The sequence below is a fragment of the Streptomyces sp. NPDC051976 genome, assembly GCF_040680795.1.
In the GTDB taxonomy this organism is placed as follows: Bacteria; Actinomycetota; Actinomycetes; order Streptomycetales; family Streptomycetaceae; genus Actinacidiphila.
The window spans coordinates 22,076-47,233 of record NZ_JBFAXL010000011.1 but is presented as its reverse complement, the minus strand read 5'-3'; the positions used below and the strand labels follow the sequence as shown (position 1 = coordinate 47,233).

Here is a 25,158-nt window from a genome sequence, read left to right as displayed (position 1 = left end):
GGGCGTCCCCGCGGCCGGACCTCGCGTTCCCGCGGCCGGGCGGCCCCGCGCCTCAGAAGGACCAGCGCGTGTGGGAGTACACCCCCTCGTCCCGGCCGAAGCCGTACGCCGTGGCCGGGACGACCGCGAAGACCAGCACGGCGCCCTTGCGGAAGCCGTCCCCGATGCCGTGGAACGTGCCTTCGGGCGAGGTGATGTGCGCCCCGTACTTCGCCTCGTACGCCGCGATCACGTCCTCCAGCAGCGCCGCATCGGTCACCTGCCTGGCCGTGCCCTCCACCACGACGTCGAGTCCCTCGGTGAGCGAGTTCCCGCCGGTGGTCAGGGCGCAGTGCGCGTCATGGGCGAGGTTGCGCGCCTTCTGCTCGTCGGGGCCGGTCGAGAAGTACAGCACCCCGTCGTGCCAGGCGGCGATCACCGGGGTGACGTGCAGCCGGCCGTCGGCCCGTACCGTCGACACCCAGAAGATCTCCGCCGCCTCCAGCCGCCGCTGGGCCTCGGCCCACTCGGTGGCGGTCACCTCCCCGGCGCCGGGCCGGGGGTTGGTCGCGGAGCTGTAGCGGGCGTCGAGCTCGGTCGTGGGTCCCATGGCGGGTCGTCCTTCCGTCGGCAGGGAGAAACTCTTCTTCCTCCTCTGGTAACGACCGGCCGCGCGCACGGAACTCATCGCCCCGCGCGCACTGTTCCCGCGCGTCGTCCGGTTCAGGCCGCCGCGCGGCCGAGTGCGTTGAGCCGGTTCCACTCGTCGGGGGAGAGTCGCAGCGCCCCGGCGGCGACGTTCTCGGCCAGGTGGTCGGGATTGCCCGTGCCCGGGATGGCCAGCACATGCGGCCCGCGGTGCAGCGTCCACGCCAGCCTGACCTGCGCGGGTGTGGCGCCGTGCGCCCGCGCGACGGCCCGCACCTCGTCGTCGACCGCGGACGCGGCGTCGGGAGCGTCGTCCGCCCCCGCCTCCCGCCGCTCCCCGGCGATCGCGAAGAACGGCACGAACGCGATGCCCTGCTCGCCGCACGCGTCCAGCAGCCCGTTGTCGTCCGCGAGCCGGCGGTCGAGGCCGTACCAGTTCTGCACGCAGACCACCGGCGCGATGGCCTGAGCCTCCGCGAGATGCTCGGGTCCGACGCTGGACAGGCCCAGATGCCGGATCAGCCCGGCCTCCCGCAACTCGGCCAGCGCACCGAAGTGTTCGGCGATCGACTCCTGCCCCATCCGGCGCAGATTGACCACATCGAGGTGGTCGCGGCCCAGCTGCCGCAGATTCTCCTCGACCTGCCCCCGTAGCTCCTCCGGCGTCGCCGGGTCCAGCCACTCGCCCGACGGCCCGCGCCCCGGCCCCACCTTGGTGACGATGACCAGGTCATCGGGGTACGGGGCCAGCGCCCGCCCGATCAGCTCGTTGGCCGACCGCGTGGCGGAGAAGTAGAACGCGGCGGTGTCGATGTGGTTCACCCCCAGCTCCACCGCCTGCCGGAGCACCCTGATCGCCCGCTCCCGCCCACCCGCCTCCTCCGCCGAGTTCCCCCGCATCCCGTTCCCCGTCAGCCGCATCGCCCCGAACCCCAGCCGATTGACCTCCCGGTCGCCCAACGTCCACGTACCCGCCGAGCCCGCCGCGACGACCGCCCCAGAACCCACGATTCCCACTTCCCCAGACGCCGAGTGCCGCCCCATTGTCCAGGTGCGCGTCAGCTGATGGCGCGCAGGGGGACGGGAGCGGGGTGCAGGAGGTGGCCGAGGGTCTCGGCGGTGGTGTCGTCCGCGGGGAGCAGGACCACCAGTTGCTGGCCGTCGGTGCGGGGCAGTTCCAGCCGCTCGCGCTGGAGGCGCAGTTCGCGGGCGGTGAGGTGGGCGAGGCGGAGGGGGACCTGGGGCGGGAGCAGGTGGTGGTTGAGCCGCCGGGTGAAGTCAGGGCCCGCCACGGGGGCGAGCTGGGCCGTGAACCAGTGGGCGGCCGCGGCGGACGGCCCGAGCCAGAGGTCGAAGGCGTGCTCGTCGGCGACCTGGTCCCAGTCGGGGAAGACCGTACGGGCGCGCGGGTCGGTGAAGACAAAGCGGGTCAGGTTGGGTGCGTCGGAGTCGAACAGCCCGGTCGGCAGCATCAGCTGCTCGAAGGCGGCGGTGTGGGCGAGTACGTCTCCGAGGCGGTTGGTGACGTACGCCGCCGCGGGTTCGAGCAGCCGGAGCGTCTCCCGCACGGTGGGCCGGACCTCGCGGTCGGGCGGCGCCGGCTGCTGCTGTCCGGCGCATGTCCCACCGGTGATCTTGACGAGGTAGCGCAGGTGCTCGCGCTCCGCGGCGTCGAGGCTGAGCCCGTCCGCGAGGGCGTTCACCACCGCCGGTGAGGGGTTGCGGTCGCGCCCCTGCTCGATACGCGTCAGGTACTCCACGCTGATACCGGCCCGTGCCGCCAGGTCCGAGCGGCGCAGCCCCGGCGAGCGGCGGCGACCGCGCTCCGGCAGCCCGAACGCGGCCGGTTCGATGCTGTCGCGTTTGGCGCGGACGAAGTCTCCCAGCGGTGTGCTCACGCTCCCGAGTCTAGGAGCGGCGCACGCGCCCGGGATCGCGGCAGGGTGGCCCTGCGGGGGCCAGCCTGCGGCCGGTCTGGTTACGGGTGGCGGCGGCCCGGATCGTGGAGTGCACCAACCAGAAGACCGAAGGTGGAGCACATGAGCGGGAAGCAGAAGCTGGCCATCGTCATCGGCAGCGTCAGGGAGGGGCGGTTCGGACCCGTCGTCGCCTCCTGGATCGCCGAACAGGCCCGCGCGCACGGCGGGTTCGAGATCGAGGTGGTCGATCTCGCCGACGTGGAGGTGCCGTTGGCGCTGCCCGCGGCGCCACCCAAGTACGCGGGTGACAGCTACCCGCGCCCCGACGGCATGGCGCCGCTGACCGCCGCCCTCGAAAGCGCCGACGCGTTCCTCCTGGTCACACCGGAGTACAACCACAGCTACCCCGCGTCCCTGAAGGCCGCCATCGACTGGCACTTCACCCAGTGGACGGCCAAGCCCGTCGGGTTCGTCAGCTACGGCGGCGCCGCGGGCGGCAGGCACGCCGTCCTGCACCTGGAGAACGTCCTCACCGAACTGCACGCGGTCACCATCCGCGATGGGCTCGCCTTCCCGAACTACTTCACGGCCTGGCAGGACGGCCGGCCACTCGATTCCGAAGCGGCCGGGTACGCCAAGACGCTGCTGGACCAACTCGCCTGGTGGGCAGGGGTCCTGAGTGCGGCGCGCGACGCGACCCCGTACCCGTCCTGACCCGGCCGCGAACAGCCCTCAGCGCGGGGCCGACACGCAGAACTCGTTGCCGTCCGGGTCGGCCAGCACCACCCAACCCGCCTCGCCCTGGGGGACGTCGAGCACGGTCGCGCCGAGCGAGACCAGCCGGTCGACCTCCGCCTGCTGACCCCTGCGCGGGGCGTGCCGACCGCCGTCGCCGTCCGCCGAGAGCTCGAAGTACAGCCGGTTCCTGCCGTGCTTCGGATTCAGCGGGGGGCCGCCCCAGGTGACCTTCGGGCCGCCGTGCGGGGAGCGGATCGCGGTCTCCTCGTCCTGGTCCCAGACCAGCGGCCAGCCCAGCGCGCGGTTCCAGAAGTACCCGACCGCCTGCGAGCCGTCGGAGGACAGGGCGCCGAGGAATCCGCACTCGGCGAGGAATCGGTTGCCGGGCCCGATGACGCAGAACTCGTTGCCCTCCGGGTCCGCGAGCACCACATGGTCCTCTTCGGGCAGTTGACCGACGTCGATGTGCCGGGCGCCGAGCTCCAGGGCCCTGGACACGGTCCGCCGCTGGTCGTCCAGATCGCTGCTCGTCAGGTCGAAGTGGATCTGGTTCGGGCCCCACTTCGGCTCCTGGGACGGGAAGAACCGCAGCTGGAACCCGGTGTCGTCGTTCGGCACCAGCGCGATGCCGTCCCGGGGGTCGTCGGCGGTCTTCCAGTCCAGGAGACCGCCCCAGAACCGCGCGAGGGACTGGGGGGCGTTCGCGTCGAAGCAGAGCGCATGGAGATGAGAGGTCACCCGACGGGACGCTAGGTGCCCGCTCCCCGCCCGTGCAACGCGTTTTCGTCCCGCAACCGAGCAGCCTTGGCCTCCGTCTGGGGCCTGTTCGGCGGACGGGCCCCAGCCCAGGCGCTGGTGCTCCGGCTCGATGAGGGCGACGCCCGGCATCAGCCACCGGTCAGTTCTTCGGAGACCTGCCAGATGCGCCTGGCGTCCTCGGGGCTGCGCAAGCGGCCGTACAGCTTCTGCTCCGCGGGCGGCCCGCCCAGATGCCCCGGTCCGCTGGGTCCGTACAAGCCGCCCCGCCTGGCCTCGGGGGAGGTGGCCGCGTAGAGGGCGGGAAGCTGCGCGGTCCGCACCGTGCCCACCAGGATGCCGCGCGCGGACAGGGCCCGGATCCAGCGCACGCCCATGGTGTCCTGCCCGCGTCCGATCTCGGGGCGGGCGGCGAGCAGGCTCGTGGGCGCGATTCCCGGATGGCACAGGTTGCTCGTGATGCCCCAGCCGCCCGCTTCGCTGCGCCGGTCGAGTTCGAGGCCGAAGAGCCCGAACGCGATCTTCGACTGGCTGTACGCTCGCATGCCGTCGTACGACCGCTGCCAGTTCACATCGTCCCAGTTGATGGCGTTGCGGTTCGCCGCGATGCTGATCTGCGAGGTCACGCGTGCGCGGCCTGCGCGCAGCAGCGGCAGCAGCCGGGTGACCAGGGCGAAGTGGCCGAGATGGTTGGTGCCGAACTGCAGCTCGAAGCCGTCGGCGGTCGTCTGCCGGTCGGGTGGGGTCATCACCCCCGCGTTGTTGACCAGGAGGTGGATCGGCCGGCCCTCGTCCAGCAGCGCCGTGCTCAGCGCCGCGACGGAGGCGAGGGAGCCCAGATCGAGCGGGCGTAGCGACACCTTCGCGTCGGGCACCTCCCGGCGGATGCCGGCGAGCGCCGACTCGCCCTTGCGCGGATTGCGGACCGGCATCAGGACTTCCGCGCCGGCGGCCGCCAGCCGCGTCGCGATGCCCAGTCCTATGCCGTCGCTGGCTCCGGTGACGACGGCACGTTTGCCGGACAGGTCGGGAAGGGCGATGTCGATGGTGGTGCGTGGCATGAGTTCACTCCCTCGTGGTGGCGTCGACCCCACGGTGGCCGAATCGGCCGGGCCCGTTCAGGGACTACCGATCCGCTGATAGGAAGGGCGTGCCTGCGACGGGGCCCCCCGCCCGCCGTCCCGCGGCACCACCGGCCGCCCGAAGAAGGGGGGATCGGCGATCCGTGGATACCCGCGCGTGCGGGAGTTAGAAAGGGAGGAGCACCGTAGGAGGAGACGCATGGAGATCGACCGGTCCGGGCTGGCGGCATTCCTCCGGCGCCGCAGGGAGCTGCTGCAGCCCGAGGACGTCGGGCTGCCGCGCGGGCAACGCCGCAGGACCAGTGGGTTGCGCCGCGAGGAGGTCGCCGTGCTCTGCCACATGTCGACCGACTACTACGCGCGACTCGAGCGTGAGCGCGGCCCTCAGCCGTCCGAGCAGATGATCGCCTCGATCGCCCAGGGGCTGCACCTGTCCCTGAGCGAGCGCGACCACCTGTTCTGCCTCGCCGGACACAACCCGCCCAAGCGGGGAGCGGACGGCGAGCACATCAGCCCCGGCCTGCTGCGCATCCTCGACCGCCTGAGCGACACTCCGGCGGAGATCGCCACCGAGCTCGGGGAGACGCTGCGCCAGAGCCCGCTCGGCGTCGCGCTCACCGGGGACACCACCCGCTACTCCGGCCCGGCGCGCAGTATCGGCTACCGCTGGTTCACCGACCCCGCCACCCGGGAGCTGTACGCCCCCGCCGACCACGCGTTCCTCTCGCGGATGTTCGCATCCGGCCTGCGGGAGATCGTCACGCTACGGGGCCCCGACTCCCGGGCCGCCCACTGTGCCGAGCTGCTCCTCGCGCGCAGTGCCGAGTTCCGCGGCCTGTGGGACGCGCACGAAGTCGGGTTCCACCCCCGTCACGTCAAACGCTTCGTCCATCCCGAGGTCGGCCTGCTGGAGCTGCACTGCCAGATGCTGCTCGACCCGGACCAGTCGCACCGCCTGGTCGTCTACACCGCCGTCCCGGGTACCGAGAGCTACGAGAAACTGCGGCTGCTGTCCGTGATCGGGCGGCAGGTGCTTCCTGACCTCACTCATCTGTGACGAGCCCGTCCGGGCCGTTCACCTTCCTGGCGATGACCTCCAGTGCCGCCAGATCCCCGGCCGTCAGCCGGTCGACGAAGTGGCGCCGTACCGAGGCGAGATGGGCCGGGGCGGCTTCGGTGAGGGTGGCAAGACCGTCGTCGGTGAGGATCAGCAGACAGCCGCGGCCGTCGGCGGGGTCGGGGGCCCGGCGTACCAGGCCGCGCGCTTCCATGCGGGTGGCGTGGCGGGACAGCCGACTGCGCGACCAGCCCATCTTGGCGGCCTGCTCGTGCAGCGTGCTCGTGTGGTCCGGGCGCTCCGAGAGCGTGCTCAGCACCTCGTAGTCGGGCTCCGAGAGGCCGACGGCGGCCAGGTCGCGGGCCGTTTCCGTCTGCACGGCGATCACCATGGCGCGGAAGGCGCGCCAGGCGCGCTCCTCGTCAGGGTTCAGCCACCGCGGGGCGGTGGACGACGATTTCGTTGACATGGAACCAATCTAGCGGTTACTTTCGTTTCCATGTCAATGAAATCTGCGGAGACCTCGACCTCGGCCCCGCCGTCATCCACGGCCTCGCGTGCGCTGCGGATCCTCGTCCTGGTGTGCAGCACGCGCCCCGGCGCGCTCGGCCCCGAGGTCGCGCGATGGCTGACCGCGGCACTCGCGCCCCGCGCGGCGGAGCTGGGCGCCGACCTCGTACCGCTCGCGCTCGCCGACCTCGACCTTCCCTTCCTGGACGAGGAGGAGCACCCGTCCACCGGGCACTACGGCCGCGAGCACACCCGGCGCTGGAGCGGCATCGTGGACGCCGCGGACGGCTTCATCGTGGTGACGCCCGAGTACAACTACGGGATGCCCGCGACCCTGAAGAACGCGCTCGACTACCTGAGCGCCGAGTGGGCGTGGAAGCCGGTCGGCTTCGTCAGCTACGGCCACACCTCGGCCGGTACGCGCTCGGTGCAGCACGCCAAGCAGGTGGTGACCACCCTGCGGCTGGTGCCGCTGGGCGCCACCGTCGCGATGCGGATCAACGACGCCACGGAGCAGGGAAGGGTGCGCCCGGACGCCGCTCTCGACGCGGCGGCCGTCGGCGTCCTGGACGAGCTGGTCCGGGTCTCCCGGGCCCTGCGGCCGATGCGCGAGGCGGCCCGGCCCGGAGCGCGGCCCGGCCCGCTGCCAGGATCGTACGTACGGCCGCTCGGCCCCGACGACGCGGCCGAGGTCACCGTCCTGCAGCGCTGCTGCTGGGTCGACGAGGCCCTCGCCAATGACACCCTCGCTCTTCCCGCGCTGCGCGAGTCGCCGCAGGAGGTACGCGGCTGGCTGACGCGGTGGCGTGCCACCGGGCTCTGGCGCGACGGCCGGCTGCTGGGCCTGGTGCGGACGCGCCGCGTCGGCGCCGAGTGGCATGTGGGCCGCCTGGGTGTGGCGCCCGACCTGCGCGGCCAGGGCGTGGGCCGCTGGCTGCTGCGGCTCGCGGAGTCCGCCGCGGATCGGGACTGCGACCGCGTCGTGCTGTTCACGGGCGCCGAGAGCCACGGGAACCTCGCCCTCTACGAGAGCGAGGGATACCGGCGGGAGCCGTCGGCGGGGGAGGACGGCGCCATCCGCCTCGTCAAGCGGACCGCGAGCCCGGCGCCGCTCCTGCCCACCGCGTCGGCGCCGTCCGCCGGGGAAGCGGCGGACACCGAGAAAGCGGAGGATGCCGAGAAGGATGTCGAGAAGGCCGGAAAAACCGTCCCGGCGCACTGCGGCTGACGGCCTGTCGGAGAGTCCCGGGAGGCGCCGTATGGCACCATCGGCGTGTCTACGCGCCTGCGGTCCAGACCTGTCCGATGTCTAGACCACTTCGGGCGGCGGGTGTAGCTTCCCCCCGCACCCGGCCGCTGTGGCACGGGTACGTCCGGCACCGCCCTTCCCCATCAGTCCAGCACCTCTCCGACGGAGGTTCTCGGTATGACGGTTCACCGGCCCCGCGCTCTCCCGGGTCGCATGCGACGCATCATCTCAGGCATCAGAAGCACCAGGGGAGTCGCGGCGGTCGCCGCCGTGACCCTTGCCGTGTCCGGTGCCGCCGCGGTGTCGGGCATCCCGACGGCGACGGCGGCCGTACGAGCGGCCGCGGGCGCGGGGACGATGAGCGCCATCGTGCCGCAGCCCGTTCTGGTCCAGCCCGCCACGTCCGTGTCGTACCCGATCACCTCCGCGACCACCATCTACACCGACGCGGCCTCCAGCGCGGCGAACCAGATCGGCGGCTATCTGGCGGGCATCCTCCGCCCCTCCACCGGCTACCCGCTGCCGGTGACCGCCACCTCCACGACACCCGCGGACGGGATCGCGCTGCTGCTGTCCGGCGCGGACTCCTCGGTCGGCGCCCAGGGCTACCAGCTCGACGTCACGGCGTCCGGTGTCGTGATCCGCGCCCAGCAGCCCGCGGGGCTCTTCGCCGGTGTGCAGACGCTGCGTCAGATCCTGCCCCCGCAGATCGAGTCCGCGACCGCGCAGGCCGGGCCCTGGACCGTACCGGGCGGGCACATCGTGGACCACCCGAGGTTCGGGTACCGCGGCGCGATGCTCGACGTGGCGCGCCACTTCTCCTCCGTGGCCACGGTGAAGCGCGACATCGACCAGCTCGCGCTCTACAAGATCAACTACCTGCATCTGCACCTGACGGACGACCAGGGGTGGCGGCTGGCGATCAACGGCTGGCCCGACCTCACCGCGATCGGCGGCGCCACCGGCGTCGGCGGCGGCCCGGGCGGCTTCTACACGCAGGCCGACTACCAGGCGATCGTCGCTTACGCGGCCGCGCGCTACATCACCGTCGTCCCGGAGATCGACATGCCGGGACACACCGGCGCGGCCCAGTCCTCGTACCCGTCCCTGAACTGCGACGGAAAGGCGAAGCCGGTCTCGACCAGCACCGCCGTCGGCGCCAGCTCCCTGTGCATGACCGACAAGCCGACTGCCGAGGCGTTCGTCGACGCCGTGATCGGCCAGGTCGCCGCGCTGACCCCCGGCCCGTACATCAACATCGGCGGCGACGAGGCGCACAGCACCAGCGCGGCCGACTACGCCGCGTTCATGACCTGGGCGCAGCAGGACGTCGTACGGCACGGCAAGACCGCGATCGGCTGGAACCAGATCGTCGGCTCCACCCTGCAGCCCTCCACGATCGCCGTGGACTGGGACACCTCGGGCAACGACCCGGCGCTGGCCACGGCGGCCACCAACGGCACCGGTGTGATCATGGCGCCCGCCAACCACGCCTACATCGACCAGAAGTACAACGCCAGTACGGTCATCGGCCTGAGCTGGGCCGCGAACACCGACGTGCAGTCCGCGTACGGCTGGGACCCCGGCACCTTCCTGACCGGCGCGCCCGCCGCCGCGATCCGGGGCATCGAGGCGCCGCTGTGGGCCGAGACGGTCACCACACCGCAGGACATCGACTACCTGACCTTCCCGCGGCTGCCCGCGTACGCGGAACTGGGCTGGTCCCCGCAGGCCACCCATGACTTCACCGGCTTCGCGAGCCGGCTCGCCGCGCAGGGCCCGCGCTGGGACGTGCTCGGCATCCGCTACTACCACTCGTCGCAGATCAGCTGGCCGGTGGGACCGACAGGCCCGACCGGGCCCGTCGTCTCCCAGGAGGGCGGCACATGCGTGGACGTCACGGGCGGCTCGTCCGCCGACGGCACGCCCGTCGAGATCTGGACCTGCCACGGTGGCCCCAACCAGCAGTGGACCGCCGCCTCCGACGGCACCCTGCGGGCGCTCGGCAAGTGCCTCGCCATCGCGCCCGGCGCCGGCGGTCCCGGCGTGCAGATGCAGTTGCGTAGCTGCGACGGCTCGGGCGCGCAGAACTGGAAGCAGCAGAGCGGTTCCCTGGTCAACCCGGCGTCGGGGCTGTGCCTGAACGTCTCCACCGGCACCTCGGCCAACGGCTCCGCCCTGCAGACCGCCACCTGCGGCAACACCCGCCCGCAGTGGTTCACCACCCCCGCGGGCGGCGCGGGCGCCGGTCCCTCGGGCCCGGTGGACCACCTACTCAGCGGCAAGTGCGTGGACGTCACCGGGGGCAGCTCGGTGAACGCGACCGCGGTCGAGCTCTGGACCTGCAACGGCAGCCCCGCCCAGCAGTGGACGATCCAGGACGACGGGTCCCTGCACGCGCTCGGCAAGTGCCTGGACATCACCTCGGGCGGCACCGCCGACGGCACCAAGGTGCAGCTGTACACCTGCAACGGCACCGCCGCCCAGCAGTGGCGGTGGAACGCCAGCAGTGGGGAGTCCCTGGTCAACCCGCAGTCCGGCAAGTGCCTCGACGATCCGGCCAGCAGCACCGCCAATGGCACCCAGCTGATCATCTGGGCCTGCCACGACCCCGGCCCCAACCAGGTCTGGCGGCTGCCCTGACCTACCCGGCGGCCTCGGCCGTCTGATCGCGCGCGCCGGGCCTGAGCAGATCCTCGACCAGGGTGTCCACCAGCCCGCGGGGAATGCTCTGCCCGGTCAGCGCGCGGTACACGATCGGCCCGAGGAGCGCGTCCATGGCGGCATCCGGGCCGAGCCGGGGTGCGACCTCGCCCGCCGCGGCCGCCTGCGCGAGCAGGTCGCGTTCCAGGGCGCGGCGGGGGCCGAGGTAGCGCCGGTGGAACGACGCGGCGGTGGCCGGGTCGTGCTGCGCCTCGGCGATCAGCGCGAGCAGCACCTTGCCCGCGGGGTCGCGGGTCAGGAAACGGGCGAAGGAGCGCAGATAGCCGCGGATGCCGTCGGCCGTGGGCGTGTCCGATGGTACGGGGATGCGCTTGCCGGTGTCCTCGATGAGCGTGTCGAGGAGGATCTCGACCTTCGACGGCCACCAGCGGTAGATCGTCTGCTTGGAGACGCCCGCCCGGCGCGCGATCGCCTCGACGGTGAGCGCGCCGAAGCCGTGCTCGACGAGCAGGTCGTCCGCGGCGTGCAGCACGGCCAGCCGTGCCGCCTCGTCGCGCTTGTTACCCGAGTGCGTCCTCGGGGGCTGGGAACTCGCTGCCGGCATACGACGCACGATACCTGGTCCGGCCCGGTCCGCGACGCCGTGGGCTAGTCTGGACGCAACGTCCAGTCTGGACTCTGCGTCCAGACAAGGACCCCGCACACGAAGGAGCACAGGTGTCCACCACGACCACCACCACGACCCACCGCCACGCCCTCGTTGTCGGAGCCTCACGCGGGCTGGGCCTCGTCCTCGTCGGTGAACTCGCCCGGCGCGGCTGGCACGTCACCGCGACGACCCGCCGGGAGGGTGGTGAGCTGCGTGCGTACGCCGACGCCTCCCAAGGGCGCCTGGACATCGAGCCGTTGGAGATGACGAGCCCGGAGGAGACAGCCGCGCTGCGCCGCCGCCTGGACGGCCGGCGCCTCGATCTGCTCTTCGTCAACGCCGCGATCGACCGGGGCGACCTGCCGATAGGGGAGGTTCCGACCGCCATGTTCACCGAGGTGATGGTCACCAACGCGCTGAGCCCGCTGCGTACGCTCGAAGCCCTGCGCGACCTCGTCGTCCCCGGCGGGACGGTGGCCGTCATGTCCTCCGAGCAGGGCAGCGTCTCGCGCAACACCGAGGACGGCTACGAGCTCTACAAGGCCAGCAAGGCGGCGCTCAACCAGTTGATGCGCAGCTACGCCACCCGCCACCGCGGCGACGCGCACACCAAGCTGCTGATCGACCCGGGCCACAACCGGACCCGGCTCGGCGGCCCCGACGCGCCGCTGATCCCGGAGGAGAGCATCCCGGCCGTGGTCGACGTCCTGGAGTCCCAGGCCGGTGCCCCGGGCCTGCGGTTCCTCGACCGCCACGGCGAGACCGTCCCCTGGTGAGCGCTTTTGACGCCCGGCGCCCGGCCCTCACAGCGGCAGCGGCCGCCCCTCCACCACGCTCTTCATGACGAGCGTGGAGCTGAGGCGCTGCACGCCGGGCAGGGTCGCGAGGCGCTCGTCGTACAGCTCGCGGTACGCCGCCAGGTCGCGGGTGACGACCCGCAGGAGGTAGTCGGGGTCGCCGAACAGGCGCTGGGCCAGCAGGACGTGGGGGATGTCGGCGACGGCCTGCTCGAAGGCGGCGACGGTCTCGCGGTCCTCGTAGCGCATGGTGACGAAGACCAGCGACTCGAAGCCCAGGCCGAGGGCGAGGGGATCGAGCCGGGCGTGATAGCCCGCGATGGCCCCGGAGCGCTCCAGGGCGCGCAGGCGGCGGTGGCAGGGGGAGACGCTGAGCCGGACCCGCTCGGCGAGTTCGGTGAGCGTCAGCCGGCCGTCGCTCTGCAGCTCGGCAAGAATCTTCCGGTCCACGTCGTCCATGGAGAAGAGTCTTCCACCCTCCGTGCTCATTTGGGGAAAGGTTGGAAACACTTTCCGCCCGAATCGGCCTAGTTTTCCCCTGGAGGCCGGTACCGAGGGGGCCCGGCCACGGCGGACGAGGTGGAGAGCATGGCGATCAGCGGCGTCGCCGCCTTCTGGGCGGTGTCCTTCCTGCTCGTACTGGTCCCGGGGGCGGACTGGGCCTACGCGATCGCGGCGGGACTGCGCGACCGTACGATCCTGCCCGCCGTCGGCGGCCTGCTGGCCGGTTATCTGGCGCTCACCGCGGTCGTCGCGGCGGGCGTGGCGACCCTCGTGGCCCGCTCGCCCCTGGCGCTTACCGCCCTGACCGCCGCGGGCGCGGTCTATCTGGTGTGGCTCGGGGCCGCGACGCTGGCTCGCCCGTCGACCCCTCGTGCTGCCGCGACCAAGGACCAGGCCGCCGTGGACCCGGCGTCCTGGGTGAGGCGGGCGGCCAAGGGCGCGGGGATCAGCGGCCTCAACCCGAAGGCCCTGCTGTTGTTCCTCGCGCTGCTGCCGCAGTTCGCCGCCCGGGGCGCGAGCTGGCCCTTCGCCGTCCAGATCACCCTGCTGGGCCTGGTGCACACCGCCAACTGCGCCGTGGTCTACGCGGGCGTGGGCACCACCGCCCGCCGGGTCCTGCGCACGCGTCCGGCCGTCGCGCTGGCGGTGTCCCGCTGCTCGGGCGCGGCCATGATCGGCATCGGCGCCCTGCTGCTGGCCGAGCGGCTGCTCGCGCAGTGATGCCGATGAGCCGGGGAGCGGGGCCGCCCGGGCGGCTGGGTGCCTCCGAACGAGTGGACTCCGGACAGCGCGCCCGGCGGGGCGGCCGTCGCCAGGCGTTCGGATGGTGATGTTCTTTTCCGACCCCTCCACCGGAAGAAGCGCTCCGACATGCGACGTACTCCCCGCAGGCTGTTCACTTCGACGCTGCTCGCGGCGTCCGTCCTGCTGCCGATGACCGCGGCCCCCGCCACGACCGTGCACGCCGCGAGCGGCGACCGGCTCGCCGGGTGCGAGTGGGACGACGGTGACGGCTGCCGGGAGGGCGGCCTGAGCCCGGCGCTGACGGCCAAGCTGGACAAGACCATCGACGACGTCCGCCGGCAGGCCGGTATCCCCGGCGCCGTCGTCGGGCTGTGGATGCCGGGCAAGGGGAACTACCTCCACACCAGTGGTGTCGCCGACAAGGCCACCGGTCAGCCGATGCCGCGCAACCCGTACGAGCGGATCGGCAGCGAGACCAAGACCTTCACGGTCACCGCGCTGCTGGAACTCGTGGACGAGCACCGGCTCGGCCTGGACGACCCGATCTCCCGCTATGTCCGCGGGGTGCCGGACGGTGACCACATCACGCTGCGCCAGCTCGCCGAGATGCGCAGCGGCCTGTTCCCGTACACCTCGGACCCGGACTTCATCCAGGCCCTGCTGAGCGACCCGCAGCGGTACTTCACGCCGCGGGAGGTGCTCGCGTACGGCTTCAAGCACGACAACACCTTCGCGCCGGGTGCGCAGTTCCAGTACTCCAACACCAACCTGATCCTGCTCGGCCTGGTCGTCGAGAAGGTCAGCGGCCAGCGGCTCGGTGACTTCATCGCCAACCGGGTGCTGCGGCCGACCCACCTGACCCACACGCTGCTCCCGCGGGGGACGGAGTTCCCCGAGCCGCACCCGCACGGCTACACCAACCAGACGCTGAGCGGCGCGGTCGCCGACTCCACGAACTGGAACCCCAGTTGGGCGTGGGCGGCCGGGGCGATGATCTCGAACCTGGAGGATCTGCACCGCTGGGCGAAGATCGTCGCCACCGGCGAGCTGCTGACCCCGCAGACCCAGGAGCAGCGGCTCACGACCCTGCCGACCGGCTTCCCCGGCCTCAGCTACGGCCTCGGCATCTTCGACGCCAACGGATGGATCGGCCACAACGGCTCCATCCCCGGCTACGAGACGGTGACCGTCTACCTGCCCTCGCAGAAGGCCACCCTAGTCATCATGATCAACACGGACACCACCGTCGGCGGCCAGGAACCGTCCACCCTCCTCGCCCGCGCGGTCACCGCCGTCGCCACCCCGGACAACGTCTACGACGGCTCCGTCACCGGCCGGTAGCCGTCGTGACCTCGTGGGTCTAGAAGGCCTCTCGGTTGAGGTCACGTCGCATCGTGACACGGAGTTCCGCGAGCAGGAGGTCCCATCGCAGGCGGGCGTCGACGTAGGCCTGGTCGGTGTGGAGGGCGCCTTCCTCCACCTGGTCCCTGAGGTCACGAAGGGCGCGGAAGGCGCGCGTCGACGTTTCGACGACGTCCTTGGAGGCCACGACGGCGATCTGGTACCGCAGTTCGTAGGCGTTCGACTCGTGGAAGGCCGCGGCGGCGGCCCGCGCCCGCTCGTCGGCGGGCAGGCCGCCGTCCCGGGCCGCCGTGCGGATGTGGTTCCTGGTGCGGGCAAGGGCGGCCAGGTACTCGCCGTAGAGCTGCTGCCTGGCGGTCTCGTCCCGCTCCTCGCGGCTGCGTTTGGCGCGCAGGTGGTCCGCGGCCAGTGTGGTCACGATGCCGATGACGGCACCCAGCGCCGTGCTGGCCAGCAATCCCCAGTCCATCGGGTGATCCTACGCAGGCGGCCCACGGCAACGGCGACGGGCGCCCGCCCCCTGGTGAGGGGACGGGCGCCCGTCGGTGCCCCGAACTGCCTGCTGGTGATCAGTAGGCGGAGTTCACGTTGTCCATCGAGCCGTACTTGTCGGCCGCGTAGTTGCACGCGGCGGTGATGTTGGCGACGGGGTTGTAGATGTCCCAGGACGTGCCGGCGACGTGGTACGAGCGGAACGTCGGGTTGATGACCTGGAGCAGTCCCTTGGAGGGGATGCCGTTCTGGGCGTTGACGTCCCACAGGTTGATCGCCTGGGGGTTACCGCTGGACTCGCGCATCACGTTGCGGTGGATGCCCTCGTACGTGCCCGGGATGCCCTTGGAGTGCATGATGTCGAGCGACTCGCGGATCCAGCCGTCGAGGTTGTTCGCGTAGTGCTTGGTGACGGCGGCCTTCGCCACGTGGGCCTTGGCCACGTGAGCCTTGGCCACGTGGTGCACGGGGGCGCGCTTGGCCGACCGCGAGGCGGCCTTGGCCTTGGTGTGCTCGGCCGCGGCCTTCTTGGCGGCCGGGGCCTTGGCCGCGAGGGTCTTCGGCTTGGCGGCGGGCTTGTGCTGCGGGGCCGCCTTGTGGGTGGTGAGGTCCGTCTTGGTGCCCGTCAGGGCGACCGGCTGCTTGAGGTGCTGCCCGGCGGTGACGCTGTGCCCGGTGGGCGCGTCCGCCGCGGTCGCCGCTCCGGCTCCGGCCGTCGCCTGCAGACCGGTGACTGCCAGCACGACCGCTGCGCCGGCGCTTGCGCCGACCACGGTGATCTTGTGCTTCTTCGGCAGGCGGTTGAAGGACGCGAGGGTCGGGAACTTCTTCGGGATCGCGGGGAGCTGCATAAGGCGTGTTTCCTCTTCCGTTTGGGGACCCGAGAATTGTTAGAGGTTCCGAAATCGGAGGTCAAAGCCACCATCTACGGACAAACTCGTAGATGGTGGTGGAAGAGGATTACGGGACGGTTTGTCCGCGACAATGAAGCGGATCTCGCGTGCCGGCGTCTACTAATCCCGTTCGTATGTGAGGCAGGTTACGTAGAGGGGATCACACGGCCCCCCTCCTGTACTCACACAAGGAAATCGGGAGAACGCGGCGCGTGACGGAATTCGGGCCTTCCCAGGGCGGTCCGCGCGGGAGGTTTTCCCGCGTGCCGGGCGGCCGTTGGGCACGCCCTGTCCGTGCCCTCCGGTAGCGTGCGAGCACTCGCATCGGGACCAGGGAAGAAGAGGCGTGGCCGTGACGACGAAGGTGGAGGGCTTCGATCGCCGGGTCGAGCCGTTCCGTACGGAGCTGCTCGCGTACTGCTACCGGATGCTCGGCTCGGCCCACGACGCGGAGGACCTGGTCCAGGAGACCTATCTACGGGCCTGGCGGGCGCGCGACCGGTACGACGAGACGCGCAGCTCGCTGCGCACCTGGCTCTACCGGATCGCCACCAACGCCTGCCTCACCGCCCTGGAGGTCCGCGGCCGCCGCCCCCTGCCGTCCGGACTGGTGGCCGCCTCCGACCCGCGCGCCCCGCTGGTCAGGGGCGGTGACGAGATCACCTGGCTCCAGCCGCTGCCGGACTCGTTGCTGGACGCGGGCGACCCCGCACGGACCGTGATCGACCGCAGCAGCCTCCGGCTGGCCTTCGCCGCGGCCCTCCAGCACCTGTCCGCGCGCCAGCGCGGAGCGCTGATCCTGCGCGACGTCCTCAGCTTCTCCGCCGCCGAGTCCGCGGAGATCCTCGGCACCACCGTCGTCTCGGTGAACAGCTCCCTCCAGCGGGCCCGCGGCCGACTGAAGGAACTCGGAGTCCAGCAGGAACGCCTCGCCGAACCCTCCGCCGCCGAGCAGCGCGTCTGGGTCGACCGCTATATGAAGGCGTTCGAGCTCGCCGACATCGAGGGCCTGAAACAGCTCATCACCGAGGACGTCCTCATGGAGATGCCGCCGATGGTCAACTGGTTCGTCGGCCGCGACAACTACGGCGTGTTCATGGAGTGGGTCTTCGACAAGGCCGGGACCGACTGGCGCCTCAAGCCCGTCGCGGCCAACGGCCAGCCCGGATTCGCCGCCTACCAGCGCGTCGGCGACCACTACGCCCTGCACACCCTCCAGCTCTTCGCCGTCACCACCCACGGCATCAGCCGCAACTCCGTCTTCCAGGACCCGCGAATCTTCGCCTCCTTCGGCCTCCCGGCGGAAATCGTCGCCTCCTAGGGCGCGGCGCCCCTCCACCTCCGGGCGGCCGTGCCGCCGCGGACATGCCGGGCGGCCCGCCATGGGCGAATCTGGAGGGGTGGCCGGTGTTCGAGCTGGGGGGCTGCCCCGGGCGTACGTCGTCTCGGGGCGCGACGCGGTCCGGGTCACGCTGGCCGCCGCGGGGGGCTTCTATCTGTTCCGCTACGGACTCGACCGTCCGGTGGCGGCCACGTACGCGCTGTTCGGCGCCGTGGCGCTGGGCGGGCTGTCCAAGATCCCCGGGAACGGGCGGCAGCGGGCCGCGACCGTGCTGCGCGTACTCCCGGTGACCTGGGTACTCGTGGTCGTCGGCACCTATCTGTCGGTACGGACGTGGAGCGCCGTCGTCGGGATGCTGGTGGTCGGCTTCGCCCTGGCGTTCTCCGCGGTGGGCGGCCCCCGGGTGGCGGGGGCCGCGCCGGGGCTGCAGCTCTTCTACATCCTGCCGTCCTTCCCGCCCTACGCCCCCGCGACGCTGGGCGACCGGCTGGCCGGGACGACGGTCGGTCTCGCGCTGCTCGTCGCCTCCGAGACGCTGCTGTTCCGCGAGCCGGGCCCGGCACCGTACCGGGAGCGGGCCGCCGCGGCGTCGCGGACGGCCGCCCGTTTCGCGTCGCTCCTGGCGGCGCCGCCGTACACACTCAGTGACCACGACCTCCGGGAGGGGCGGGAGAACGGCGAGGCCCTGCGCTCCCTCAACGTGCCGGACGCCGAGCGTCCGGCCGGGCCCGGCATCCACGAGCGGGCCCTGTCACACACGGGGATGGCCGTACGCGCTCTGCTCAATCGGCTGGCGCTGCTGCATGTCACCCCCGAGAGACCGCCGATCCCCCTGGCCGAGGACGTCCTGCACGCGGTCGCCGCGGTGGCCGCCGCGTCCGCGCACTGCCTGAGCTCCGGCGCGTCGCCGACCGCCGCCCACGCGGAACTGATCGCCGCGCGGGAGCGTCTGGCGACGCTCGGGCCGGAGCCCGCGCTCGTGGGGGAGGGGGCCACCGTGACGGAGTGCTCGCCCGCCGTGATGCGCCAGCAGGCCGCCGTGCTGGAGGTCGCCGAAGCCGGGCTGGCCCTGGTGGTGGCCTCCGACGTCGCCGCGCACGGCCGGAAGGCCGCGCTCATCGAGCCCACGAGCGCCTTCTGGTACGCCAGGGCCCGGCCCCCGGTCCTGTGGTGGCACCGGGTACAGGGTCACGCCGAGCGGAAGTCGGTGTTCTTCCAGAACGCGGTACGCCTGTCCCTGGCGCTGACCGCGGCCCGGCTGGTGGCGGGGGTGGACACGCTGCCGCACGGCTTCTGGGCGATGCTGGCCACCCTGACCCTGACGCGGACCACGATGGACGAGACGCGCAGCACCATCCGCCGCGCGCTCACCGGCACGCTGCTCGGCGCCCTGGTGACCGCGGGCATCCTGACCCTGGTGGGATCGCACACCGTCGTCTACGCCGTCGTGCTCCCGGCGGTGGCCCTGATCGCCTTCACCGTCGGACCGGTCAAGGGCGTCGGCTGGGCCCAGGCCCTGTTCACGGTGCTCGTGGCCCTGGTGTTCGCCCAACTGGCGCCGACCACCTGGCGGCTGGCGGAGTTCCGGGCGCTGGACGTGCTCGTCGGCAGCGCGATCGGCGCGGTCGTCGGCCTGCTGGCCTGGCCGCGGGGCGCGCACGACGAACTGCGCGGCGCCACCGCCGAACTGATGCGCCGCGCCGCCGAGATCGTGGTGGCGACCAGCGCGTCGGTGGCCGCCGGCGCGACCACCGACGTGTCCCCGGCCGCGCCCGGCCGGAAGTCGCTGCACCACGAGTTGATCCTCGCCGAGTCCGCGTACGCGCAGTTCCAGAGCGAGCCGACCTTCTTCGGCGGCAGCCGGGGCCGCCCGCTGCCCTCGGTGGACTGGCAGGTGACACTGATCGCCGTGCACCACACCCTGCGGGGCTCCACCCTTCTGCTGGAGCCCCCCACGGCCGATGTCGGCCCGGCGGCGGCCCGGTCGATCGCCGCACTGGGCGACCGGGTCGCCGGACGGATGCTGCAGGTGTCCGCGGCCCTGGACCCCAGCGGCGACATCCCGAACACGCCGGTGCCGTTGATCGACGCCCGGCTCGCGGACCTCACCGCGCAGCCGCCCGGCGCGCCACTCCTCTACTACGCGACGGAGTCCTGGCTCGCCTCCCTCATGACCGACCTGACCCGCGTCGCCCACGGCGGCCCGAGGAACTAGTTGCCGATCCTGCCGTGCACCAGGATCGGTACATAGCCCGCCAGGTGCGCCGCCGGGATCCGCACCTCGAACGTGTTCTTCCATGTCCACACCGGCACGACGTAGTTCGTGCCCTCCGTCCTGATGGGCCCGTTGATCGCGACGATGTGCTCGCCCTCGGGCTCGGCGCGGCCCCAGATGGGGGCGGGCGCGGTCGGCGGCTTGGCGAAGGTCCGCTCCGCGGGGTCGAAGTTGGCCTTCGTCCAGTCGTCGAAGCTGCGGATGAGCGCGTAGACGTACGGCTTGGGGCCGGAGAGCTGGGCGTTCACCGCGTCGACCGCCGCCTTCGGCGAGGCGGGCGCCATCCGCGTGATGGTGGCGGTGGGCGCGCCGACGACGTTCAGCATGAGGGCCTTGATGCCGTCGGCGTCCAGCCCGAGATCGCCCTGGTCGCGGAAGGCGGTCTCGCTGCCGCGGACGTCGACGGCCACCTGGAGCGGTCCCGCGGCGGTCCGCAGGACCCGCAGCGCCCGCTGGCGTCCTCCCGCGTCGAACCTCAGCACCCAGTGGTCGCCGGGGACCACCGTCTCGATGCTCGTGGTGGGGAGGTCGACGGTGAAGCCCGCGACCTGGCCCAACCGCCAGCCCTTGATCTTCAGTTCGAAGGCGAGGTCGGCGTCGACCTTGCCCGCGTTCAGGGTGGCGATGTGCTCGGGGTCGAGCGTGAAGGCGTCCAGGAAGGGCTCCTTCACGTTGAACAGCCGGGCGATCTGCTCCGAGAAGAGGGTCTGGGCCTCGTACATCTTCGGTGAGCGGATCTTCAGCAGCTTGCCCAGGCTCCGCGTCAGCACGAAGTCCAGGTCGAACAGCGGCTCGTACGGGGCCCCCATCGGCTGCGCGGCCTTCGCGTCCCGCTGGTTCACGCGGCCGGCCAGCAGCGCACCGGGACCGGTGGCGATCCCGTTGAAGGCCGAGCCCGCGTAGACCGCCCGCAGCAATTCCACGAACCGGGCCCGGTCGTACAGAAGGAAGCTGCGGACGGCCGCGGCCATGCCGCAGGTGCCCCAGAAGTACTGGTTGAGATCGTCCGGGTGGTCGATGAGCCGGTTCGCCCGAGCCACGTCGGGGCCGGTGAACGACGGCTGCGCCGTCCTCAGGTCGGTGACGGCCTGCTTGGCCTCTGCGATGTCCATACGTGCGTCCCCCCACTCTCGGCGGCCGCCGCGACGGCGGACCGCAGGCCGTGAGTCTGGCGGATCCGACACAGGGGGACCAGTCCGTTTATAGCCAACCTTGTGACCATCATTCAGCTGATCGCCCCCCTCTCCGGTCCCTCATTCCCCTAAAAGCACCTTCGGGGAATTTTCGCATACGGAAATTGAGGCGGCGGCCTTGACGGTGGTACGTACACCTACCCGCACGCTCCCGCTGGGTCCGGAGTCGGAAACCCGCGACCCACCCGCGTCCGGGCGTGGCGAAACCGCGAGTTGGCGGGCTGGGCGAGTGCAGGTCGACGAGGTTGCCCGGGTCCGGCGGGAGTAAACATATCCACATCCATTCGATTACTCCGATCGGGGGACGATCAATCTCTTCGGGGTAAAGACGTTGAAAGCGTCATTACATTACCGGTTGCGACACCCCGGGGTCCGCGTTTACCTGGAATAGGGAACCGCGGAAGCGCGGATCCCCACTTCCTCGAAGGAGATGGTGAAATTGGCGTCCCTGGAACCGCTCACTCACGAGACCGCCCCCGTCAGGCAGCGGGACGTGGAAGCAGAGCTGAACCCGACCGAGGCAGAGGGCATCTACCGGGACAGCACCGAGTGCGCGGCGCTCGCGCTCGTCTCCGGCACGATCGGCCTGCTGCTCTCGCCGCCGACTCCGCGGCCGAAGAAGGGCTGACGGAACACCATGGAACAGACGAGCGCCTCTTCCCCGCTGACGGGCGCGGTGCAGAGTCTGGCTTCCGACGTGGTCTCCGTCCTTCGGGACGGGGGCCACGGTGCCGCCCTGGGCGACGCGGCGGTCGCCGGCGCCGGTGGTGAACTCGCGCTCGCGGCGGTACGGGTGCTGGGCGCCGACTGCCTGCTGCCCGCCGTCCTCGTCGGCGGCCCCCCGGACGCGGGGGATCTCGCGGTGTTCGACAAGGCGCGCAGGGCCTACCCGCCCGCGGCCGACGCCGCCACCACCTCCCACTGGAGCCACTGGGCGATGACCCACGTGCTGGTGCGCCTCGAAGGGCTGCCGCCGCAGGACGCCGCGGAACCCGAGACCGCCTGGCTGGAAGGTGCCTCCTGGCAGGCGCTGACCCGTCAGCTCGCCGGCCTCGCGGCGCTGGCCGTCCCCGGCGTCGACTCCGCGGTCGCCCGCAAGGCGCAGGAGCGCCCGGTGGACGTCGCGCGCGGGTTCGTCAGGGCCGTGCGGCGGCGGGACTGGCTGCAGGCGGCGGGTGCGGGCCGCTGGCTGGCGGTGCTGGCGGACGTACCGGAGACGCTCGGCCTGGACGCCGGGCTCGACTTCGTCATGCACATGGGCGGCGCCGACGCGCGGGTGGCGCTGCACGTCCACGCGGCCCAGCTGATCCGGGGCGAGGCGCGGGCATGAGGCCGGCCGATGTCCACGGCATCGCGGAGCGGGCCCTGGGCTGGGTCCACGACCACCGGTCGCGGTTCGGGCTGGGCGACGACCCGCTCGCCGCCGGGACGGATGTCAACCGCACCTGGAAGCCGCTGGGCGAACTGGCGCAGGTCTGCGTCTGCGTGCGGCGGCGCACCGACGCCGACGACCCGCTGCACCGCACCGCGACCCAACTCCTCGACCACGCCTGGCGGCAGACCGGGAACGGCGCGCTCTTCCTCGACGTCCTGACGCTGGAGCCGTTCGCCACCTATCCGCTGGAGTGCTACGCGGCCTTCGCCTCCGAAGGGCTGCGGCACCCGGGCTTCGAAGCGCTCGCGTCGACCGTGACGCGCACCCGCGGCTGGCGGATGACCGAGCAGCATCCCAACAGGCGGCTCGGCATCGCCAACTCCGAGCGCCGCAGCGGCCTGACGCCGCACCGGGCGGCGCGCACGCTGCTGCGCCGCACCTGGCTCGGCGGGCTCCCCGAACCGTGGACGTTCGAAAGGACCGCCGGATACACCCTCACCCATGTGGTCTTCCACGCCACCGACTGGGGACTGCGGGTGCGGGCGCTGCCCCCGGACGTCGCCGACTACCTGGAGGACTGGCTGCCGCCCTGGGTCGACACCTGCTTCGAGGACGACCAGTGGGACCTCGGGTGCGAACTGCTGGCGGTGACGGCGAGCCTGCCGCGTTCTCCGTCCGCGGCGGCGTACGGGGACGCGTGGGCGCGGCTGGCCGCCTCGCAGGACGCCGCCGGCGCGATCGTGGAGGTGGGGCCCGGCCGCCAGGGGCGTACGGTCCCCCGTACCTTCGCCACCTGCTACCACTCGACGCTGATGGCCGCCTTCGCGGCCACCCTCACGGTCGCGCGGGGCCGGCGGACCCCAGGAGGTGGGACCGTATGACCAGCACCCGTCTTGTCCACGGCGTCGGCGCCGGTGCCATCGAGTGGCTCTACGCCCACCGGGACGGCTTCCGGCTGGAGCCGGACGCCGACCCGGAGGTCGGCTTCCTCGACCGCTTCAAGCCCGTCGGCGAACTGGGCGTCATCTGCGAGGTGCTCTTCCGGGAGGGGGTCGCCGGCTCCCGGCAGGCGGCGCTGGCCCGCCAACTGCTCGATCACACCTGGCAGTACACGCTGGACGGCGGAGAGATGCTCGCCCGCGGCCAGCGCGTCGAGCCGATGTCCCCGATCCCCTTCGAGGTGTACCTGCCGTTCAGAGGACTGGGCTACTGCCAGCCCGAGATCGAGCGCGCCGCGCGGCTCAACACCCGGCTGGCCAGCTGGGCGGCCCTGGAACTGCATCCGGTGCGCCGACTGGGCCTGTCCCGCTGCGAGGGGCTGTTCGGGGTGACCCCGAACCCGCCGGTCGCGGAGGCGGCCGGCCGTACCTGGCTCGCCCGGACACCCGAGCCCTGGACCGTCGAGGGGCACATCGGCTACGACATCACGCACACCGTCTTCCACCTCACCGACTGGGGTGCGCGGCCCGGCGGTCTGCCGCGGGCCATCGCCGATTACCTCGCCCTGTGGCTGCCGGTCTGGCTGGACGACTGGCGTGACCTGCAGCGCTGGGACCTGCTCGGCGAACTCCTCACGGTCGACGCGTGCCTGCCGGAGCCGACGCTCGACGACGCAGCCTGGGAGGCGTTCGCGGCCGCGCAGCAGCCGGACGGGGCGATGCCCGCGATCCGTACGATGCCGGAGGGCGACCCGTCCGACGTCTTCGACATCGTCTACCACTCGACCCTGGTGGCGGCGTTCGCCTCCGTGATGGCGACCTCGCGGGCCATGGCCCGGCTGTCCGGTGCGCAACCGACATGACCGGGTACGCGCCGCACCCCGACGAATCCGACCCGGCGGCCGAAGCGTCCGAAGCGGCTGAAGCGGTCGCGGCGGGGTACGGCGGTGCGGCGCCGCCCGACGACGACGGGACGGGAGCGCGCCTCGACGAGCTGGTGCGGGGCGTGGACGCCCCTGACGTCGTCCTCGCCGTGTCCCGGCGGGGCCGCCGTACGGTGCGCTGCGGTGGCCGTGCGGCGCCGCCGCCGGTTCCCCGCGACCGGGCCCGCTACGAACTGGGCTCCGCGTCCAAGGTGTTCACCGGCCTGCTCCTGGCGCACCTGGCCGACACCGGTGTGCTGTCCGCCGCGGCCCCGGCGGCGTCGTTCCTCGCGCCGGAGCGGCCCGCGGCCCGGCACCCGATCACCCTCACCCATCTGATCACCCACACCTCGGGCCTTCCCCCGCTGCCCGCCGACTTCTACCCGCAGGCGGTGCGGCGGTGGGCCACCAACCCGTACGGCCACTACTCCTCGGACCGGGTGATCAGCGCCTTCCTGCGCGCCCGGCCGCGGCACCGGCCGGGCGCGCACTGGCGGTACTCCAACTTCGGCGTCGCCACGCTCGGCCACGCCCTTGCCGCCGCCACCGGCACACCCTGGGAGCGCCTCCTCACCGAACGGCTGCTGCGGCCGCTCGGACTGCCCGACACCGCGGCGCGCCCCGCGTCCCGCGCGGTCGACGCGACCGGCCACCGCGCAGACGGCAGGACTCCCACACCCCCGCTGGACGTCGGCGGCTTCCAGGCCGCGGGGGCGGTACGGGCGACCCCGTACGAGCTGCTCACCTTCCTGGAGGCGCATCTGCTCCCCGACGGGCTGCCGCTGGAAGGCGCCCTCCGCGCGGTCCAACGGCCTTACCTCCGGCGGGGTTTCGGGCACCGGCACGAGCACACCCTGACCTGGTTCCGGCACCCGGCCCCCGGCGGGCCCGTCTGCTTCCACGCCGGGGCGACCAGCGGCCAGCAGGCGTTCCTGGGCTTCCAGCCCGACACGGGCACCGCCGTGGTCGCCCTGTCCACCCGCAGGTTCCGCCGCGCGGACGCGCTCGTACCGACGGCGTACGCCCTGCTCACCTCGGCACACTGACCGTCGAGGACGCCTCGGAAAAG

Annotated in this window: 25 protein-coding genes; 14 read left to right on the top strand and 11 right to left on the bottom strand. The window is 72.2% G+C overall.

The genetic code is table 11. From position 1 onward, the window contains the following. Positions 1–52: 52 nt before the first annotated feature. The 3 genes from AB0M29_RS14450 to AB0M29_RS14440 form a co-directional block, all read right to left on the bottom strand. Complete coding sequence (locus tag AB0M29_RS14450; protein WP_365382577.1) at positions 53–589, bottom strand: pyridoxamine 5'-phosphate oxidase family protein; 537 nt, start codon at positions 587–589, stop codon at positions 53–55. A 113-nt stretch (positions 590–702) separates the two neighbouring features. Then, positions 703–1,635, bottom strand: a complete 933-nt coding sequence (locus AB0M29_RS14445) for an oxidoreductase (RefSeq protein ID WP_365382576.1) — start codon at positions 1,633–1,635, stop codon at positions 703–705. 50 nt (positions 1,636–1,685) lie between these two features. Beyond that, on the bottom strand, positions 1,686–2,525 hold the full coding sequence (locus AB0M29_RS14440) for a helix-turn-helix transcriptional regulator (protein ID WP_365382575.1): 840 nt from the start codon (positions 2,523–2,525) through the stop codon (positions 1,686–1,688). Positions 2,526–2,666: 141 nt separating this feature from the next. Between AB0M29_RS14440 and AB0M29_RS14435 the strand changes: the two genes are divergently transcribed. Then, entirely contained in the window at positions 2,667–3,260 is a 594-nt protein-coding gene (locus AB0M29_RS14435; protein ID WP_365382574.1) for an NAD(P)H-dependent oxidoreductase, read from the top strand. 18 nt (positions 3,261–3,278) lie between these two features. Here the strand turns inward: AB0M29_RS14435 and AB0M29_RS14430 are convergent, their stop codons facing one another. Continuing rightward, positions 3,279–4,022 (bottom strand): VOC family protein, encoded by a 744-nt coding sequence (locus AB0M29_RS14430; RefSeq protein ID WP_365382573.1) that lies wholly within the window; start codon positions 4,020–4,022, stop codon positions 3,279–3,281. Positions 4,023–4,171: 149 nt separating this feature from the next. Next, entirely contained in the window at positions 4,172–5,101 is a 930-nt protein-coding gene (locus tag AB0M29_RS14425; protein ID WP_365382572.1) for an SDR family oxidoreductase, read from the bottom strand. Between the two features lie 220 nt (positions 5,102–5,321). Between AB0M29_RS14425 and AB0M29_RS14420 the strand changes: the two genes are divergently transcribed. Further along, complete coding sequence (locus AB0M29_RS14420) at positions 5,322–6,179, top strand: helix-turn-helix transcriptional regulator (protein WP_365382571.1); 858 nt, start codon at positions 5,322–5,324, stop codon at positions 6,177–6,179. Here AB0M29_RS14420 and AB0M29_RS14415 read toward each other — a convergent pair. Further along, positions 6,166–6,648 carry a MarR family winged helix-turn-helix transcriptional regulator gene (locus tag AB0M29_RS14415; RefSeq protein WP_365382570.1) on the bottom strand — a complete coding sequence of 161 codons (483 nt, stop codon included), beginning with the start codon at positions 6,646–6,648 and terminating at the stop codon, positions 6,166–6,168. The genes AB0M29_RS14420 and AB0M29_RS14415 overlap by 14 nt on opposite strands. 30 nt (positions 6,649–6,678) lie before the next feature. Between AB0M29_RS14415 and AB0M29_RS14410 the strand changes: the two genes are divergently transcribed. Then, positions 6,679–7,917, top strand: coding sequence for a bifunctional NAD(P)H-dependent oxidoreductase/GNAT family N-acetyltransferase (locus AB0M29_RS14410; protein ID WP_365382569.1), 1,239 nt, complete (start codon positions 6,679–6,681; stop codon positions 7,915–7,917). 234 nt (positions 7,918–8,151) lie between these two features. Then, complete coding sequence (locus AB0M29_RS14405; protein WP_365382568.1) at positions 8,152–10,581, top strand: family 20 glycosylhydrolase; 2,430 nt, start codon at positions 8,152–8,154, stop codon at positions 10,579–10,581. A 1-nt stretch (position 10,582) separates the two neighbouring features. On the opposite strand, the gene AB0M29_RS14400 is transcribed toward AB0M29_RS14405, so the two are convergent. After that, entirely contained in the window at positions 10,583–11,206 is a 624-nt protein-coding gene (locus tag AB0M29_RS14400) for a TetR/AcrR family transcriptional regulator (protein WP_365382567.1), read from the bottom strand. 113 nt (positions 11,207–11,319) lie between these two features. Here AB0M29_RS14400 and AB0M29_RS14395 point away from each other — a divergent pair, with 113 nt between their 5' ends. After that, positions 11,320–12,027, top strand: coding sequence for an SDR family NAD(P)-dependent oxidoreductase (locus tag AB0M29_RS14395; protein ID WP_365382566.1), 708 nt, complete (start codon positions 11,320–11,322; stop codon positions 12,025–12,027). A gap of 27 nt (positions 12,028–12,054) precedes the next feature. Here AB0M29_RS14395 and AB0M29_RS14390 read toward each other — a convergent pair whose 3' ends face one another. Continuing rightward, complete coding sequence (locus AB0M29_RS14390) at positions 12,055–12,507, bottom strand: Lrp/AsnC family transcriptional regulator (RefSeq protein ID WP_365382565.1); 453 nt, start codon at positions 12,505–12,507, stop codon at positions 12,055–12,057. A 129-nt stretch (positions 12,508–12,636) separates the two neighbouring features. On the opposite strand from AB0M29_RS14390, the gene AB0M29_RS14385 reads away from it, so the two are divergent. Together AB0M29_RS14385 and AB0M29_RS14380 are read left to right on the top strand one after the other, a co-directional pair. Next, positions 12,637–13,272: a LysE family transporter gene (locus AB0M29_RS14385; RefSeq protein ID WP_365382564.1), complete on the top strand. Its 636-nt coding sequence runs from the start codon at positions 12,637–12,639 to the stop codon at positions 13,270–13,272. Positions 13,273–13,422: 150 nt separating this feature from the next. After that, a complete protein-coding gene (locus tag AB0M29_RS14380) occupies positions 13,423–14,637 on the top strand; it encodes a serine hydrolase domain-containing protein (RefSeq protein ID WP_365382563.1) in 1,215 nt (404 codons plus the stop codon). A gap of 19 nt (positions 14,638–14,656) precedes the next feature. On the opposite strand, the gene AB0M29_RS14375 is transcribed toward AB0M29_RS14380, so the two are convergent. After that, on the bottom strand, positions 14,657–15,127 hold the full coding sequence (locus AB0M29_RS14375; RefSeq protein ID WP_365382562.1) for a hypothetical protein: 471 nt from the start codon (positions 15,125–15,127) through the stop codon (positions 14,657–14,659). A gap of 100 nt (positions 15,128–15,227) precedes the next feature. Further along, the gene (locus AB0M29_RS14370; RefSeq protein WP_365382561.1) at positions 15,228–16,001 is read right to left on the bottom strand and encodes a transglycosylase SLT domain-containing protein; all 774 of its coding nucleotides are present in this window, start codon (positions 15,999–16,001) and stop codon (positions 15,228–15,230) included. Between the two features lie 394 nt (positions 16,002–16,395). Here AB0M29_RS14370 and AB0M29_RS14365 point away from each other — a divergent pair, with 394 nt between their 5' ends. Together AB0M29_RS14365 and AB0M29_RS14360 are read left to right on the top strand one after the other, a co-directional pair. Then, complete coding sequence (locus tag AB0M29_RS14365; protein WP_365382560.1) at positions 16,396–17,364, top strand: sigma-70 family RNA polymerase sigma factor; 969 nt, start codon at positions 16,396–16,398, stop codon at positions 17,362–17,364. A 79-nt stretch (positions 17,365–17,443) separates the two neighbouring features. Then, entirely contained in the window at positions 17,444–19,600 is a 2,157-nt protein-coding gene (locus AB0M29_RS14360; RefSeq protein ID WP_365382559.1) for an FUSC family protein, read from the top strand. Here AB0M29_RS14360 and AB0M29_RS14355 read toward each other — a convergent pair. Continuing rightward, positions 19,597–20,772, bottom strand: coding sequence for a hypothetical protein (locus tag AB0M29_RS14355; RefSeq protein WP_365382558.1), 1,176 nt, complete (start codon positions 20,770–20,772; stop codon positions 19,597–19,599). The genes AB0M29_RS14360 and AB0M29_RS14355 overlap by 4 nt on opposite strands. 529 nt (positions 20,773–21,301) lie before the next feature. Here AB0M29_RS14355 and AB0M29_RS14350 point away from each other — a divergent pair. Genes AB0M29_RS14350 through AB0M29_RS14330 form a run of 5 tightly spaced genes read left to right on the top strand, consistent with a single transcriptional unit; the run spans position 21,302 to position 25,135 of the window. Then, positions 21,302–21,481: a hypothetical protein gene (locus tag AB0M29_RS14350; protein WP_365382696.1), complete on the top strand. Its 180-nt coding sequence runs from the start codon at positions 21,302–21,304 to the stop codon at positions 21,479–21,481. Between the two features lie 9 nt (positions 21,482–21,490). Continuing rightward, positions 21,491–22,183 carry a hypothetical protein gene (locus AB0M29_RS14345; RefSeq protein ID WP_365382557.1) on the top strand — a complete coding sequence of 231 codons (693 nt, stop codon included), beginning with the start codon at positions 21,491–21,493 and terminating at the stop codon, positions 22,181–22,183. Continuing rightward, positions 22,180–23,109 (top strand): hypothetical protein, encoded by a 930-nt coding sequence (locus AB0M29_RS14340; RefSeq protein WP_365382556.1) that lies wholly within the window; start codon positions 22,180–22,182, stop codon positions 23,107–23,109. Before AB0M29_RS14345 ends, AB0M29_RS14340 begins: the two co-directional genes overlap by 4 nt. Further along, positions 23,106–24,029 (top strand): hypothetical protein, encoded by a 924-nt coding sequence (locus AB0M29_RS14335; RefSeq protein ID WP_365382555.1) that lies wholly within the window; start codon positions 23,106–23,108, stop codon positions 24,027–24,029. Before AB0M29_RS14340 ends, AB0M29_RS14335 begins: the two co-directional genes overlap by 4 nt. Continuing rightward, the gene (locus tag AB0M29_RS14330; protein WP_365382554.1) at positions 24,026–25,135 is read left to right on the top strand and encodes a serine hydrolase domain-containing protein; all 1,110 of its coding nucleotides are present in this window, start codon (positions 24,026–24,028) and stop codon (positions 25,133–25,135) included. The genes AB0M29_RS14335 and AB0M29_RS14330 overlap by 4 nt, the downstream gene beginning before the upstream one ends. Positions 25,136–25,158 lie beyond the last annotated feature (23 nt).

Excerpts from the sequence above, each read along its gene's own strand:
- AB0M29_RS14450 (WP_365382577.1), bottom strand. The coding sequence starts at position 589 with ATGGGACCCACGACCGAGCTCGACGCCCGCTACAGCTCCGCGACCAAC.
- AB0M29_RS14435 (WP_365382574.1), top strand. The coding sequence starts at position 2,667 with ATGAGCGGGAAGCAGAAGCTGGCCATCGTCATCGGCAGCGTCAGGGAG.
- AB0M29_RS14425 (WP_365382572.1), bottom strand. The coding sequence starts at position 5,101 with ATGCCACGCACCACCATCGACATCGCCCTTCCCGACCTGTCCGGCAAA.
- AB0M29_RS14420 (WP_365382571.1), top strand. The coding sequence starts at position 5,322 with ATGGAGATCGACCGGTCCGGGCTGGCGGCATTCCTCCGGCGCCGCAGG.
- AB0M29_RS14415 (WP_365382570.1), bottom strand. The coding sequence starts at position 6,648 with ATGTCAACGAAATCGTCGTCCACCGCCCCGCGGTGGCTGAACCCTGAC.
- AB0M29_RS14410 (WP_365382569.1), top strand. The coding sequence starts at position 6,679 with ATGTCAATGAAATCTGCGGAGACCTCGACCTCGGCCCCGCCGTCATCC.
- AB0M29_RS14405 (WP_365382568.1), top strand. The coding sequence starts at position 8,152 with ATGCGACGCATCATCTCAGGCATCAGAAGCACCAGGGGAGTCGCGGCG.
- AB0M29_RS14400 (WP_365382567.1), bottom strand. The coding sequence starts at position 11,206 with ATGCCGGCAGCGAGTTCCCAGCCCCCGAGGACGCACTCGGGTAACAAG.
- AB0M29_RS14390 (WP_365382565.1), bottom strand. The coding sequence starts at position 12,507 with ATGGACGACGTGGACCGGAAGATTCTTGCCGAGCTGCAGAGCGACGGC.
- AB0M29_RS14385 (WP_365382564.1), top strand. The coding sequence starts at position 12,637 with ATGGCGATCAGCGGCGTCGCCGCCTTCTGGGCGGTGTCCTTCCTGCTC.
- AB0M29_RS14380 (WP_365382563.1), top strand. The coding sequence starts at position 13,423 with ATGCGACGTACTCCCCGCAGGCTGTTCACTTCGACGCTGCTCGCGGCG.
- AB0M29_RS14375 (WP_365382562.1), bottom strand. The coding sequence starts at position 15,127 with ATGGACTGGGGATTGCTGGCCAGCACGGCGCTGGGTGCCGTCATCGGC.
- AB0M29_RS14370 (WP_365382561.1), bottom strand. The coding sequence starts at position 16,001 with ATGCAGCTCCCCGCGATCCCGAAGAAGTTCCCGACCCTCGCGTCCTTC.
- AB0M29_RS14355 (WP_365382558.1), bottom strand. The coding sequence starts at position 20,772 with ATGGACATCGCAGAGGCCAAGCAGGCCGTCACCGACCTGAGGACGGCG.
- AB0M29_RS14345 (WP_365382557.1), top strand. The coding sequence starts at position 21,491 with ATGGAACAGACGAGCGCCTCTTCCCCGCTGACGGGCGCGGTGCAGAGT.
- AB0M29_RS14340 (WP_365382556.1), top strand. The coding sequence starts at position 22,180 with ATGAGGCCGGCCGATGTCCACGGCATCGCGGAGCGGGCCCTGGGCTGG.
- AB0M29_RS14335 (WP_365382555.1), top strand. The coding sequence starts at position 23,106 with ATGACCAGCACCCGTCTTGTCCACGGCGTCGGCGCCGGTGCCATCGAG.
- AB0M29_RS14330 (WP_365382554.1), top strand. The coding sequence starts at position 24,026 with ATGACCGGGTACGCGCCGCACCCCGACGAATCCGACCCGGCGGCCGAA.